Annotated in this window: 14 protein-coding genes; 2 read left to right on the top strand and 12 right to left on the bottom strand. The window is 67.2% G+C overall.

The annotated features are described in order from the left end of the window. Positions 1-139 precede the first annotated feature (139 nt). The 8 genes from asd to NQV17_RS28925 all read right to left on the bottom strand — a co-directional run bounded on the left by asd (position 140) and on the right by NQV17_RS28925 (position 6777). Positions 140-1261: an aspartate-semialdehyde dehydrogenase gene (gene asd / locus NQV17_RS28960; protein WP_057923940.1), complete on the bottom strand. Its 1122-nt coding sequence runs from the start codon at positions 1259-1261 to the stop codon at positions 140-142. Between the two features lie 84 nt (positions 1262-1345). Beyond that, positions 1346-1465, bottom strand: a complete 120-nt coding sequence (locus tag NQV17_RS28955) for a 3-isopropylmalate dehydrogenase (protein ID WP_124628490.1) — start codon at positions 1463-1465, stop codon at positions 1346-1348. A 118-nt stretch (positions 1466-1583) separates the two neighbouring features. Beyond that, positions 1584-2651 (bottom strand): 3-isopropylmalate dehydrogenase, encoded by a 1068-nt coding sequence (gene leuB / locus NQV17_RS28950; protein WP_257774897.1) that lies wholly within the window; start codon positions 2649-2651, stop codon positions 1584-1586. A 75-nt stretch (positions 2652-2726) separates the two neighbouring features. Then, positions 2727-3377: a 3-isopropylmalate dehydratase small subunit gene (gene leuD, locus NQV17_RS28945; RefSeq protein ID WP_044843811.1), complete on the bottom strand. Its 651-nt coding sequence runs from the start codon at positions 3375-3377 to the stop codon at positions 2727-2729. A gap of 65 nt (positions 3378-3442) precedes the next feature. Next, positions 3443-3589 carry an entericidin A/B family lipoprotein gene (locus NQV17_RS28940; RefSeq protein ID WP_011658379.1) on the bottom strand — a complete coding sequence of 49 codons (147 nt, stop codon included), beginning with the start codon at positions 3587-3589 and terminating at the stop codon, positions 3443-3445. A gap of 3 nt (positions 3590-3592) precedes the next feature. Continuing rightward, entirely contained in the window at positions 3593-5002 is a 1410-nt protein-coding gene (leuC, locus tag NQV17_RS28935; protein ID WP_044843810.1) for a 3-isopropylmalate dehydratase large subunit, read from the bottom strand. Between the two features lie 162 nt (positions 5003-5164). Continuing rightward, a complete protein-coding gene (locus NQV17_RS28930) occupies positions 5165-5923 on the bottom strand; it encodes a Tat pathway signal protein (protein ID WP_257774966.1) in 759 nt (252 codons plus the stop codon). A gap of 32 nt (positions 5924-5955) precedes the next feature. After that, positions 5956-6777: a hypothetical protein gene (locus tag NQV17_RS28925; protein ID WP_257774896.1), complete on the bottom strand. Its 822-nt coding sequence runs from the start codon at positions 6775-6777 to the stop codon at positions 5956-5958. Between the two features lie 407 nt (positions 6778-7184). Between NQV17_RS28925 and NQV17_RS28920 the strand changes: the two genes are divergently transcribed. Beyond that, positions 7185-7517, top strand: a complete 333-nt coding sequence (locus tag NQV17_RS28920; RefSeq protein ID WP_257774895.1) for a cupin domain-containing protein — start codon at positions 7185-7187, stop codon at positions 7515-7517. Between the two features lie 129 nt (positions 7518-7646). Continuing rightward, positions 7647-8372, top strand: a complete 726-nt coding sequence (locus NQV17_RS28915; protein WP_257774894.1) for a glutathione S-transferase — start codon at positions 7647-7649, stop codon at positions 8370-8372. 146 nt (positions 8373-8518) lie between these two features. Here the strand turns inward: NQV17_RS28915 and NQV17_RS28910 are convergent, their stop codons facing one another. From NQV17_RS28910 to NQV17_RS28895, 4 genes are all read right to left on the bottom strand, one after another. After that, the gene (locus NQV17_RS28910) at positions 8519-10051 is read right to left on the bottom strand and encodes an amino acid permease (RefSeq protein ID WP_257774893.1); all 1533 of its coding nucleotides are present in this window, start codon (positions 10049-10051) and stop codon (positions 8519-8521) included. A gap of 147 nt (positions 10052-10198) precedes the next feature. Then, entirely contained in the window at positions 10199-10663 is a 465-nt protein-coding gene (locus tag NQV17_RS28905) for an Lrp/AsnC family transcriptional regulator (RefSeq protein ID WP_044843805.1), read from the bottom strand. A gap of 101 nt (positions 10664-10764) precedes the next feature. Then, complete coding sequence (locus NQV17_RS28900; protein WP_044843999.1) at positions 10765-11523, bottom strand: dimethylarginine dimethylaminohydrolase family protein; 759 nt, start codon at positions 11521-11523, stop codon at positions 10765-10767. 229 nt (positions 11524-11752) lie between these two features. Beyond that, positions 11753-13006 (bottom strand): DUF1479 domain-containing protein, encoded by a 1254-nt coding sequence (locus NQV17_RS28895; protein ID WP_257774892.1) that lies wholly within the window; start codon positions 13004-13006, stop codon positions 11753-11755. Positions 13007-13099: the final 93 nt, after the last annotated feature.

Genomic DNA, 13099 nt, shown 5'->3' with positions numbered 1-13099 from the left:
CGGCCGCGCGAGCGGTTCGGTACTTTCGCGCAGTGGGGGTCCGCACAAGACCTGACGCCGGACAAAAAAAACGCCTGCCGCCCCGCAAAGGGCTGGCAGGCGTTTCGCGTCACGCGCGCACTGCGCGGCGCGGCCCGACTTACTTGTCGAGCAGGATGCGCAGCATGCGGCGCAGCGGCTCGGCCGCGCCCCACAGCAGCTGGTCGCCGACCGTGAACGCCGACAGGTATTCGCCGCCCATCGCGAGCTTGCGCAGGCGACCGACCGGCACCGTCAGCGTGCCGGTGATCTTCGCCGGCGACAGGTCGCGCATCGACGCTTCGCGCTCGTTCGGCACGACCTTCACCCAGTCGTTCGCCGACGCGAGGATGCCGTTGATTTCGTCGAGCGGGACATCCTTCTTCAGCTTGATCGTCAGCGCCTGCGAGTGGCAGCGCATCGCGCCGATCCGCACGCACAGGCCGTCGACCGGGATCGAGCCCGGCTCGCCCATGGCCGGCTTGCCGAGGATCTTGTTGGTTTCCGCGCCGCCCTTCCACTCTTCCTTGGACATCCCGTTGCCGAGATCCTTGTCGATCCACGGAATCAGCGAGCCGGCGAGCGGCACGCCGAAGTGGCTCGTCGGCATCGCGTCGCTGTTCATCGTCGCGAGCACGCGGCGGTCGATGTCGAGAATCGCGGAAGCCGGATCGGCGAGTTGTTCCTGCACCGAACCGTGCAGCGTGCCCATCTGCGACAGCAGTTCACGCATGTTCTGCGCGCCCGCGCCCGATGCGGCCTGGTAGGTCATCGCCGTCATCCAGTCGACGAGGTTCTCGCGGAACAGGCCGCCGAGCGCCATCAGCATCAGGCTGACCGTGCAGTTGCCGCCGACGAAGTTCTTCGTGCCCTTGACGAGCGCGTCCTTGATCACGTCGAGGTTGACCGGATCGAGGATGATGACCGCGTCGTCGTTCATCCGCAGCGACGAGGCCGCATCGATCCAGTAGCCGTTCCAGCCGGCCGCGCGCAGCTTCGGGAACACGTCGTTCGTGTAGTCGCCGCCCTGGCACGTGATGATCACGTCGCACTTCTTCAGCTCGTCGACGTTGGTCGCGTCCTTGAGCGTGGTCTCGTTTTTCGCGAACGACGGCGCCTTGCCGCCCGTGTTGCTGGTGCTGAAAAACACCGGTTCGATCAGGTCGAAATCACCTTCTTCCTGCATGCGCTGCATCAGCACGCTGCCGACCATGCCGCGCCAACCTACGAGACCTACGTTCATGACTAACCCTTTGCTTGAATGGAGCTTCCCCGCCATTTCCGTCCCCGCGTGACCGCGCGGGGAAACAGGCGGGCACGACGGCGATCAGCGTTTAATGATCGTTTTCGTGGTAATGGTTTTCGTGATGACGATGGCGCGCGTACCCACACGGGCAGTGTTGCCGTGGAGTTTCAGGACCGGGGAGATCAGGGAAATCAGCGCCATCGTTCGAGTCTACACAAAGCCGGTTGCCCGCACAACGGCCAACCGCGCGCGAACCGGCCGATTTCGCGGCCCGTTCGCGCCCTTTTCCATCTTGACTGCCTGTTGCCTTGCTGCGCGCTTACAGCGCGGCGACCACCGCGTCACCCATCGCCGCCGTGCCGACCTGCTGGCAGCCCGACGTCGCGATGTCGCCGGTGCGATAGCCTTGTTCGAGCACCGTTTTCACCGCGCGCTCGATGCGATCGGCCTGCTCCGCGCGATTCAGCGAATAGCGCAGCAGCATCGCGGCCGACAGGATCGTCGCCAGCGGGTTCGCGATGCCCTTGCCCGCGATGTCCGGCGCCGAACCGTGCGACGGCTCGTACAGACCCTTGTTGTTCTTGTCGAGCGACGCCGACGGCAGCATGCCGATCGAGCCCGTCAGCATCGACGCTTCATCCGACAGGATGTCGCCGAACATGTTGCCGGTCACGATCACGTCGAACTGCTTCGGCGCCTTCGCGAGCTGCATCGCCGCGTTGTCGACGTACATGTGCGACAGCTCGACGTCCGCGTATTCCTTCGACACGTCGATCATGATGTCGCGCCAGAACTGCGACGTCTCCAGCACGTTCGACTTGTCGACCGACAGCAGCTTCTTCGCGCGCTTTTGCGCGGCCTGGAATGCGACGTGCGCGATGCGGCGCACTTCCGGTTCCGAGTAGCGCATCGTGTCGAAGCCTTCGCGCGCGCCGGCGAACGGGCCGTCCGGTGCCGCGCGCACGCCGCGCGGCTGGCCGAAGTAGATGTCGCCGTTCAGTTCGCGCACGATCAGGATGTCGAGGCCCGCGACCAGTTCCGGTTTCAGCGGCGACGCATCGACGAGCTGCGGATAGCAGATCGCGGGGCGGAAGTTCGCGAACAGCTCGAGATGCTTGCGCAGCCCGAGGATTGCCTGCTCGGGGCGCAGCGCGCGCTCGAGCGAATCGTACTTCCAGTCGCCGACCGAGCCGAACAGGATCGCGTCCGCTTCCTTCGCGAGTTTCAGCGTCGCGTCCGGCAGCGGATGACCGCTCGCCTCGTAGCCCGCGCCGCCGACCGGCGCCTGCTCGAGCTCGAACTTCTCGTCGAGGGCGTTCAGCACCTTGACCGCTTCGTTGACGATTTCCGGACCGATGCCGTCGCCGGGCAGCACTGCAATCTTCATGCGTTATTCCTGACTGGATAGGTATGGGTGGCAGGTCGGCGAGCGCGCGTCATGCGCGCCCGCCCGGAGGCAATCTCAGCCGACCAGCTTGTTGTTGAGCCACGGCTGCTTCGCGAGCCGCTCGGCTTCGAACTGGCGGATCTTGTCCGCGTGACGCAGCGTCAGGCCGATATCGTCGAAACCGTTCAGCAGGCAGTACTTGCGGAACGCGGTGATGTCGAACGCATACTCGCGGCCGTCGCCCGTGCGCACGACCTGCGCATCGAGGTCGATCGTCAGCTGATAGCCGTTGAACGCATACGTGTCGTTGAACAGGTGATCGACCTGCTGCTCGGTCAGCACGATCGGCAACAGCCCGTTCTTGTAGCAGTTGTTGAAGAAGATGTCGGCGAAGCTCGGCGCGATGATCGCGCGGAAGCCGTACTGCTGCAGCGCCCACGGCGCGTGCTCGCGCGAGCTGCCGCAGCCGAAGTTCTTGCGTGCCAGCAGCACCGATGCGCCCTGGTAGCGCGGCTGGTTCAGCACGAAGTCCGGGTTCAGCGGGCGCTTCGAGTTGTCCTGGCCCGGCTCGCCGTGGTCGAGGTAACGCCATTCGTCGAATGCGTTCGGACCGAAGCCCGTGCGCTTGATCGACTTCAGGAACTGCTTCGGAATGATCGCGTCGGTGTCGACGTTCTCGCGATCGAGCGGCGCCACGACGCCGGTATGTACAGTGAATTTTTCCATGATCCGTCTATCCGGTTGGAGGGCCGGCAGTCAGCCGGCGCACATCGACAAATTCTCGGTGGGCGTCAGTCCGCGGCGCGCTGCAGCGCATTGCCGGCGGCGTTGACGTCCTGGCCGAAGCCTCGGACGGTATTGCAGCCCGCGAGGCCGAAGCCCAGCCCCGCGAGCGCCAGCGCGGCCACCAGCCGCGCGATGAGCTTCGATGCCGTCACGCGTTACCCCAGCTGGCGAATGTCGACGAAATGGCCTTCGATCGCCGCCGCCGCCGCCATCGCGGGGCTCACGAGGTGCGTGCGACCGCCCGCGCCCTGCCGGCCTTCGAAGTTGCGGTTCGACGTCGACGCGCAGCGCTCGCCCGGCTCGAGCCGGTCGGCGTTCATCGCGAGGCACATCGAGCAGCCCGGCTCGCGCCATTCGAAGCCCGCATCGGTGAACACCTTGTCGAGGCCTTCGCGCTCGGCCTGCGCCTTCACGAGGCCCGAGCCCGGCACGACCATCGCGAGCCGCACGTTCGATGCAATGCGGCGGTTCAGCTTCTTCACGACGTAGGCGGCTGCGCGGATATCTTCGATGCGCGCGTTCGTGCACGAACCGATGAAGATCTTGTCGACCTTGATCGACTCGATCGGCGTGTTCGGCTCGAGCGCCATGTAGGCCAGCGCGCGCTCCATCGCGTCGCGCTTGACCGGATCCTTCTCGCGCTCGGGATCGGGCACGCGACCATCGATCGACGTGACCATTTCCGGCGACGTGCCCCACGTGACCTGCGGGACGATCTCGGCCGCGTTCAGCTCGACGACGCGGTCGAACTGCGCGCCTTCGTCGGACTTGAATTCGCGCCAGTACTCGACGGCCTGGTTCCATTCCGCGCCGGTCGGCACGAACGGACGACCCTTCAGGTAGTCGATCGTCGTGTCGTCGACGGCGACCATGCCCGCACGCGCGCCGGCTTCGATCGCCATGTTGCAGACGGTCATCCGGCCTTCCATCGTCAGCGCGCGGATCGTCGAGCCGCCGAATTCGATCGCGTAGCCCGTGCCGCCGGCCGTGCCGATCTTGCCGATGATCGCGAGCACGATGTCCTTCGCGGTACAGCCGCGCGGCAGCGTGCCCTCGACCTTCACGAGCATGTTCTTGCTCTTTTTCTGCAGCAAGGTTTGCGTCGCGAGCACGTGCTCGACTTCCGACGTGCCGATGCCGTGCGCGAGCGCGCCGAACGCGCCGTGCGTCGACGTGTGCGAGTCGCCGCAGACGATCGTCATGCCCGGCAGCGTCGCACCCTGCTCCGGCCCGATGATGTGCACGATGCCCTGGCGCACGTCGTTCATCTTGAACTGCGTGATGCCGAACGCATCGCAGTTCGCGTCGAGCGTGTCGACCTGCAGCTTCGAGACCGGATCGGCGATGCCGTGGCTGCGATCCGTGGTCGGGACGTTGTGGTCCGACACGGCCAGGTTCGCGCTGATGCGCCACACCGGGCGGTGCGCGACGTTCAGCCCTTCGAACGCCTGCGGGCTCGTGACTTCGTGCAGCAGCTGACGGTCGATGTAGAGCAATGCCGTGCCGTCGTCCTCGGTGTGGACGACGTGGGTATTCCACAGTTTGTCGTAGAGAGTCTGTGCCATGGGTATGCGGGGTCGTTGTGACTACAAGCCTTGCGGATGCGGTCGATTATGCCACGCAGAACGCGCCGCGGCGCGGGCGCGGCGCGAAAAAACCCATTAAAAACAGTGGTTTGGCTGGTAGTGCCAATACCTGTATCGGCATTACCAGCCAAACGGGGAACGTCAGCCGTTCGGGTATTCGCGGTTGATCAGCGCGAGCCGCAGCATGCCGAGCTGCACGCCCGCGCTGCTCAGCAGGTAGAGATCGCGACGCCGCAATGCGGGCAATTGCGCGGCGGCGTCGTAGAACACCGGCAGCGTCAGCCCGGCCGGCACCGCGGCCTGCATCCCCGCGGCGCTCGACACGCGCACGGCGAGCGACGCCTGATCCCGATGCGTGACGATGCCGACCTTGCCGAGCGCCGCGGCCGAGCCGGCCTGCCGGACGATCGCGGCGACGACGCCGTCGGGGGTCGGGATCGGGCTGCCGGCGGCCGGTGCCCGCGTCGCGATCGACGTCACGCCGGCCGTCAGCGCGTACTTCGACGCGAGCACGCTCGCGACTTCCTGCTGCGCGTAAATCGGCGCCGCGGCCTTTTGCCGAAGCTGGAACACCGCATCGGCGATCGCCTCGTTCACCGGGCCCGGGACGGGCGCGGCACCGGACGCGCCCGCGCGGCTGCCGAAGCCGAACGCAGCGATCGTGTTGATGGCGGCCGCATCGACGCCCGGCGGCGTCCATGAGAACAACGTGTCGAGCAGGTAGCCGGTCTCGTCGGCCGCGGTCGCGCGATCGTTCAGTTCGTCGGTCAGCTTGCCGAGCATCTGGCGCTGGAGTTCCGCATCGGACACGGGAGCACCGATCGCGCGCGCGGGCGCGACGGCGGCGCACGATGCAGCGAGCAGCGAAGAGGAAGCGAGGAAATGGCGGCGGGTCGTCATGGTCATGAGATTCGAGTGGAGAACGGCAGGCATCAGCCCTTCGGAAACGCCTGCATCGTCGCGGCGATCGCGCGGGTCAGCATCTGCGCATACATGTCGTGCACGAGGTAGAGGCTGCGGTTGCGCGTCCACGGCTGGCCCGATTGCGGGTCGTACACGGTCGGGAGCGGCACCTCGGCGACGGCGGCCGCCTTCATGCCGGCCTGCTGCGAGGTCTGGATGCAGCGCTTCGCATGGTCGCGATGGCCGACCACGGCGACGGTGCCCATCGCAGCCGCGCCGCCCGCGCGCGTAACCGCCTCGGCCGCGACGCCGGCCGTGCTCAGGTACACGATCGTGCCGTCGCTCGCGATCACCGGTTCGACCGACGACAGCACGTCGGCGCCCATCCCGTATTTCGACACGAGAAAGCGCGCGATTTCCCACTGCGCGTAGACCTTGACCGGCTTCAGCTGGCGGATGCGGTACACGACGTCCGCGAGCGCTTCGTTGACGGGCCCCGGATCGGGCAGCGCGGACTGGTTGCCGCCCGTGCTCGACGTGTTGCCGCTCGCGGCGTTCGGGCGATTGCCGAAGCTGTACGCGACGATCGCGCCGATCTGCGCGGCCGGGACCGTCGGCAGGTCCCAGGTGAAGCCGACATCGGCCAGCGCGGGCAGGATCGCGTCGACCGTCGCCGCATCGCCGAGCTGCGCGTTCAGCTTCGCGGACATCTGCGCGGCCAGCGCTGCATCGGTGAGCGGCGCCGATGCGACGTCGTCGCCACCGCATGCGCTCAACAGCGGCACCGCTGCGATGCCGGGTGCGGCGGCAAGGAATTTTCTGCGTGAAGCAGTCGATGCATTCGAATTCATAAGCAATACGAAACAATGCGAATCGCATGCGGCGGCATGGCGCGGCGGTGCAAATCGCGGGGTCACGGGAAATGGCAATCTGGCGAATCGCGGAGATCCGCGACGGGCGGCAGCGTCGAAGCGTGAAACGCAGCACGACGCTCCATCGATTGACGATGCGCGATCGTAGTGCGCGTTTATTAAATTGCGGTGAAGCTGTCGCACGCATGCCGACGATCGCCGCGCCGTTTCACCGGCGGACCGATTCGTTTCATCGGTGGTGAGATCGTGGTGCCGCCGTTTCATCGATGGCGCGCGACACGATTCGCAGGCAGGGTCGCACCGCCGGCCGAGCTGCGGATTTCGCGCTACGATGGTGCAACCCGCATGCCCTCGTTCCCACGATCCGCAACCCGGAGCCCACGACGATGAAGCTCGGCATCAACGAATCGCTCGCCCGCCTCGACGATGAAGGCACGCTGTTCACGACGCTGTTTCGCCACGGCACGCTCGACGTCGAGCTGTACCGGCCGCGCGGCGAGGATCTGCAGACGCCGCACACGCGCGACGAGGTCTACGTGATCGCCGCCGGCACGTCGCGGTTCATCGTCGACGGGCGCGAATGTGGTGTCGCGACGGGCGACGTGCTGTTCGTCCCCGCATTCGCGGCGCACCGCTTCGTCGGCTTCTCCGACGACTTCTCGGCCTGGGTGTTCTTCTACGGCCCGGAAGGCGGCGAGCGCGACGAACGCGGCGCATGACGCGCGACAAGCACCGCACTTCCCGCACGATCTCCTAGACTGTCTATTCGCAACGGGCGGCGCGCGGCCGCCCTTCCCGCCATCACGATGCGGGCATCGCCCGACGCATCGACCGGACAGGAGCACTGCATGCGATACGAACTCTATTACTGGCCCGAAATCCAGGGCCGCGGCGAGTACGTGCGGCTCGCGCTCGAAGCGGCCGAGGCCGACTACGTCGACGTCGCGCGCGAATCGGGGCGCGGCATGGGCGTGTCGGCGATGATGCGTCTGATGGACAGCACGAAGGCCGAATGCGTGCCGTTCGCGCCGCCGTTCCTGAAGGCCGGCGACATGGTCGTCGGGCAGGCCGCTAACATCCTGCTGTTTCTCGGCGCGCGGCTCGGGCTCGCGCCCGACGACGAAGCCGGCCGGCTGTGGGTGCATCAGCTTCAGTTGACCGTCGCCGATTTCGTCACCGAGATCCACGACACGCATCACCCGATCGGCAGCGGCCTTTACTACGAGGACCAGAAGGCCGAAGCCGCCGAGCGCGCGGCCGATTTTCTCGAACACCGGCTGCCGAAGTTCCTCGGCTACTTCGATCGCGTGCTCGCGCAGAATCCGCACAAAGGCGGGCACATCGCCGGCAGCGCGCTCAGTTACGTGGATCTGTCGATCTTCCAGCTGATCGAAGGCCTGCGCTACGCGTTCCCGAAGGCGATGAAGCGCGAGGAACGCAAGGTCGCGGGGCTCGTCGGCCTGCACGACCGCATCGCGGCGCATCCGCCCGTCGCGCGCTATCTCGAGTCGGAACGCCGCATCCCGTTCAACGACATGGGGATCTTCCGGCACTACCCGGAGCTGGACAAGTAGCGGCGCCACGCCTCCCGCGTGGGTGGATTTCATGAAGGCGCAGCGGTAGCACGCGTGCTGCCCGCTGCGCGTCGTCACGCTTGCTTCACCGGCGCCGGCCGCGTTGCGCGAGCCGGCCCCGTCACCGGGCATGCGCCGCGTCACGCTCAGTGCGGCTGCCCGTGCCGCGCGACCGCCGCATCGACGGCCTCGACCGAGCGCGTGAGCCACGGCCCGATCTCCATCTCCTCGTACCGCACGAGCCGGCTCTTGCGCACGCGGCGATACGCCCACCAGATCGCGACGAACAGCGGGATCCACACGTAGATCGACAGCACTTCCATCCAGTCGATGCGGGCGGCGAAGAACGCCTGGTAATCCTGCCCGAGCGAGATCACGATGCATACCGCGGTCGCGAACAGCGGCCCGAACGGGAACCACTTCGCGCGATACGGCAGCTGCTCGAGCCGGTAGCCCTGTTTCAGAAAGCCCTTGCGGAACCGGTAGTGGCAGACGGCGATGCCGAGCCACGCGATGAAGCCGGTGATGCCGACCGTATTGAGCAGCCACAGATAGATCCGCTGATTGTTGGTCAGCGACGTGAGGAAGCACAGCCCGCCCACCGCCATCGTCGCGTACAGCGCGTTGCGCGGCACGCCGCCCGGCGACAGCGTCGCGAACATCGCGGGCGCACGGCCTTCCGCCGCGAGGTTGTACAGCATCCGCGTGGCCGCATACGTGCCCGAGTTGCCGGCCGACAGCACGGCCGTCAGGATCACGAGGTTCATCGCGCCCGCGGCGAGCGGAAAGCCCGCATGGCTGAACACGAGCGTGAACGGGCTGACGCCGATATCGGTCACGTCGCTCTTGAGCAGGTTCGGATCGGTGTACGGCACCAGCAGGCCGATCACGAAGATCGCGAGCACGTAGAACAGCATGATCCGCCAGAAGATCTGCTTCACCGCGCGCGGGATCGTCTTGCGCGGGTTTTCCGATTCGCCGGCCGTGATCCCGACCAGCTCGGTGCCGAGAAACGAGAAACCCGCGATCAGCGCGACGCTCATCATCGCGTGCACGCCGCCGACGAACGGCGCGTCGCCGGTCCTGAAGTTGCGCCAGCCGACCGGCTGCCCGTTGCCGAGCAGGCCGGCCGCGATCAGCAAGCCCGCCGCGATGAACGCGATCACGGTGACGACCTTGATCAGCGAGAACCAGTACTCGGATTCGCCGAAACCGCGCACCGACAGCGTGTTCAGCAGGAAGATCAGCACCAGGAACCCGGCGCCCCACCACACGCCCGGCACCGCCGGAAACCAGTAGCGCATCACGATCTGCGCGGCGACCAGCTCGATCGCGATCGTCACGGCCCAGCTGTACCAGTAGGTCCAGCCGAGCGCGACGCCGAAGCCTGCGTCGACGTACTTCTCGCCGTAGATCGCGAACGAGCCCGACACCGGCATCAGCGCGGCCATCTCGCCGAGCCCGGTGACGACGAAGTAGACCATCAGCCCGATCGCGATATACGCGGCGATCGCGCCGCCCGGCCCCGCCTGCGCGACCGACGAGCCCGATGCGACGAACAGCCCCGTGCCGATCGAGCCGCCGATCGCGATCATCGCGATGTGGCGGCTCCGCAGCCGGCGCTTGAGCGCCGTTCCGGACGGCGCGGCCGTCTGCGCCGCCGCTTGCAAAGCATCCATAGTGTTCACCCTGTTGGATTCGGGCCGCTCGAATTGATTCGGAATACCGATCGATCGGCCCGGTTATTCGCGTCAAAAAACGGTCCTGCCGCCGGGTCGCGCGTCCGATGCCGGCGGCCCGGATGCGCACGGCCGGGCACGGCCGCGTCAGACGACGCTGCGCTTGATCGCCTGCAGCTCGGCCGTCGTCACGATCTTCTCGATCCGGAACCGCGGGCTTTCCAGCCACGCGTTCGCGATTCGCCGGTATTCGTCGAGATCCTCGCACGCGAGCCGCACGAGAAAATCGAACGTGCCGCTGACGAGCCAGCAATCGAGCACGGCCGGATTGGCCCGCATCTCGTCCTCGAACGGGGCCTGCGAACGCCCGTGGTCGGCCAGCACGATCTGCGCGATCACGACGATCGGCTTGGTCGCGCGCGGCGCCTTGATCACCGCGCGGTAGCCTTCGATCACGCCGAGCGCCTCGAGCCGCTCCACGCGCGCCTGGCAGGGCCGCGGCGTGAGGTTCACGAGCTCGGACAGCTTCCGGTAGGAAATCCGCCCGTCGGTACGCAGGATGTCGAGGATCCGGAGATCGATCTTGTCGAGCTGCATCTTCTTGTCGGTCATCCGCGTTCGCTCCGGTCGGGTCGTGGCTGGTGCGCGGAGCGTCTCCTCCGGTTCCGCGCGGGGGCCACATTATCCGGCCGAAGCGGCCGCACGCCAATCGGCTAGAACCGCAGCGACAGGCAGGTCAGGCCGCCGTCCATCTTGCGGAACTCGCTCGTGTCGATCACGTGCAGCGGCATCCCGAGCGACTGAATCGCGTCGTGCACGCGCGGATAGCCGGCCGGCGTGATCAGCGTGCCGTTCACGCGCAGCGTGTTGCCGGCGTATTCGTCGGCGGCCGAGATCGCGATGCGGCGATAGTCGGCGAACGCCGGATGCGCGGCCAGCGCCTCGGTCACGAGCAGCGTGTCGTCGCCGAGCGCGTTGACGACCGATTTCAGATGCAGCCCCGCGCCGACCGGCACCGCGACGACCGAATAGCCGTAGCGCGCCACCAGCGACTCGAATGCGGCGATGCCCTCGGCATCGGTGCGGCCCGTCAGGCCGATGTAGAAGCGCTTGCCGACCTGCATCACGTCGCCGCCGTCGAGACGGCCTTCCTGCATCGGCAGCAGGTCGCGATGCGCGGCGAGCGCCGCTTCGATGTGCACCGTCTCGCCGCGTCGCGCGGGTGCGCCGGGACGCGTGATCACCGCGAATTCGGGCGTGACGACGGCGACGTCCTCGACGAAGTGCGAATCGGGAAACGCGTCCAGCGGCGGCAGCTCGGTCAGCTCGACGCCGAGCCCGCGCAGCGCGTCGCAGTACGCGTGGAACTGCGTGAGCGTCTTGTCGTAGTCGGGCGCGCCGAGCGCCGCGGTGGTGAGACCCGCGCCGCAGGACGGCGCGGGACGGCGAACGATCGCTTGCGTGAATTGCATCGACTTCTCCATGGTCACGCTGCCCCCGTGCGGCGCACGGGGCAGCTGCGTTGTGTCCGGACCATTATCGGAAGCCAAATTGCGCAATTCGCGTCGAATTCGGGCGCGCCCGCAGCCGATCGCGTCGAATTGCAGGCAGGATGCAGCGGATTCGGCAGACGGCCGCCGGGCGCGGCGCAAACGGCCGTTCCGCGCGGTGCGGATGCGGCCGATGCATGCGGCGCGTCAGTCAGGCGGCTACCGGCGCGAACCCCATTTGCGCACGGCCCAGCGGCGTGAGATCGCCCTCGCCGCCGCATCCGTCGAAGTCGACCTCGAAATGATCGGCCGGGAAATCCGGCGGGCTGTCGCCGCGCAGGAACGCGAGCCGCTGGCGCTGCAGGTACGCGTCGTTCTTCGCGCACCCGGGCGCGGCCGCGATATACATCACGTTGCTGTCGCCGCTGCCGCGATGCGCATCCTCGACCGCATGCACGACGTCGCCGTGCCAGAACACCGCGTCGCCCGGCGCCATATGCGGGATCGGCACCAGCGCGTCGAGCAGCAGCGCATGCCATTCGGGCAGGATCGACAGCGCGCGGCCCGGACGCGCGCCGCACAGGTCGTCGTCGGCGACGTCGTCCTGCAGCACGCGCAGCACGACATACGCCATCGCGTTCGCGACCGGAATCAGCTGCAGGGTGCCGTCGCCGGGCCCTTGCGGCGTCAGCGCGGTCCAGCCCTGGAACGTACGGAACATCGAGCACACGGCCGGCGATGGAATCTCCTCGACGTCGGGGCGGAACGCCGCGTCGAACGGATCGTAATCGCGCCAGCGGCCGGCCAGCACGTGACGATAGACCTGCCGGAAATTCGCGCCGAGCCAGCGCTCGACGGAGCCGCCGTCGACATGCGGCGACAGCCCGAGCGACGTCGAGCCCGGCGGCCGGCGGCGGATCCGGTCGGCATAGGCCGGCACCTGGTCCGGGTCGAAATGCCTGCGCGCGGCGTCCGCATGACGCCACAGGCGGTTCAGGAACACGCGCGCCTGCGTGAGGGCCGGCGACTGCCGCGCGGCCACCTGCGGCTTCGACCAGTAGACGCCGTAAATCTGCGGCTTGCCCGATGCGAGATTGCCGAAGTAGCGATCCTCGGCGCGTGCATGCAGCCGCTCGGCGAAGCGGTTCGCATCCAGATAGGCGCCGATCTCGTCGTTCCAGTCGTGCGCCTGCTGCGCGTCGAACACGCCGCGGATCACTGCGGCGCCGTGCGTGCGGATCGCGGCGATCGCCCGCGGATCGACGGTGCCGTTCGCGATATCCGCGAATCGCAACACCGGGATCACGTCGCGGCCGTGCGCGTGCGCGCGACGGATCGCGTCGACCTGCCGCGCGATATCGCCCTCCAGTTCGCGGAACGTGGCCGCGTAACCGGGCAGATCGGCGCGCAGCGCCCTTTTCGCCGTGCGGATCGCAACCGGCAGATCGTCAATCGTCAGGTGCATCGTCGTCTCCTCGCTGAATCGTGTCGTGATGAGCATTCAGCGTACGGCGGACGCATCACCGCCATCGACACTATCCGGCCAACTATCGATACA

Source organism: Burkholderia sp. SCN-KJ, from assembly GCF_024656005.1.
Lineage (GTDB): Bacteria > Pseudomonadota > Gammaproteobacteria > Burkholderiales > Burkholderiaceae > Burkholderia.
This window is presented reverse-complemented; position numbering and strand designations above follow the sequence as displayed.

Coding starts and splice junctions, on each gene's coding strand:
- NQV17_RS28955 (WP_124628490.1), bottom strand. CDS start 1,465: ATGGCGCTGATTTCCCTGATCTCCCCGGTCCTGAAACTCCACGGCAAC.
- NQV17_RS28905 (WP_044843805.1), bottom strand. CDS start 10,663: ATGACCGACAAGAAGATGCAGCTCGACAAGATCGATCTCCGGATCCTC.
- leuB (WP_257774897.1), bottom strand. CDS start 2,651: ATGAAGATTGCAGTGCTGCCCGGCGACGGCATCGGTCCGGAAATCGTC.
- leuC (WP_044843810.1), bottom strand. CDS start 5,002: ATGGCACAGACTCTCTACGACAAACTGTGGAATACCCACGTCGTCCAC.
- NQV17_RS28920 (WP_257774895.1), top strand. CDS start 7,185: ATGAAGCTCGGCATCAACGAATCGCTCGCCCGCCTCGACGATGAAGGC.
- asd (WP_057923940.1), bottom strand. CDS start 1,261: ATGAACGTAGGTCTCGTAGGTTGGCGCGGCATGGTCGGCAGCGTGCTG.
- NQV17_RS28930 (WP_257774966.1), bottom strand. CDS start 5,923: ATGACGACCCGCCGCCATTTCCTCGCTTCCTCTTCGCTGCTCGCTGCA.
- NQV17_RS28925 (WP_257774896.1), bottom strand. CDS start 6,777: ATGAATTCGAATGCATCGACTGCTTCACGCAGAAAATTCCTTGCCGCC.
- NQV17_RS28895 (WP_257774892.1), bottom strand. CDS start 13,006: ATGCACCTGACGATTGACGATCTGCCGGTTGCGATCCGCACGGCGAAA.
- NQV17_RS28910 (WP_257774893.1), bottom strand. CDS start 10,051: ATGGATGCTTTGCAAGCGGCGGCGCAGACGGCCGCGCCGTCCGGAACG.
- leuD (WP_044843811.1), bottom strand. CDS start 3,377: ATGGAAAAATTCACTGTACATACCGGCGTCGTGGCGCCGCTCGATCGC.
- NQV17_RS28900 (WP_044843999.1), bottom strand. CDS start 11,523: ATGCAATTCACGCAAGCGATCGTTCGCCGTCCCGCGCCGTCCTGCGGC.
- NQV17_RS28915 (WP_257774894.1), top strand. CDS start 7,647: ATGCGATACGAACTCTATTACTGGCCCGAAATCCAGGGCCGCGGCGAG.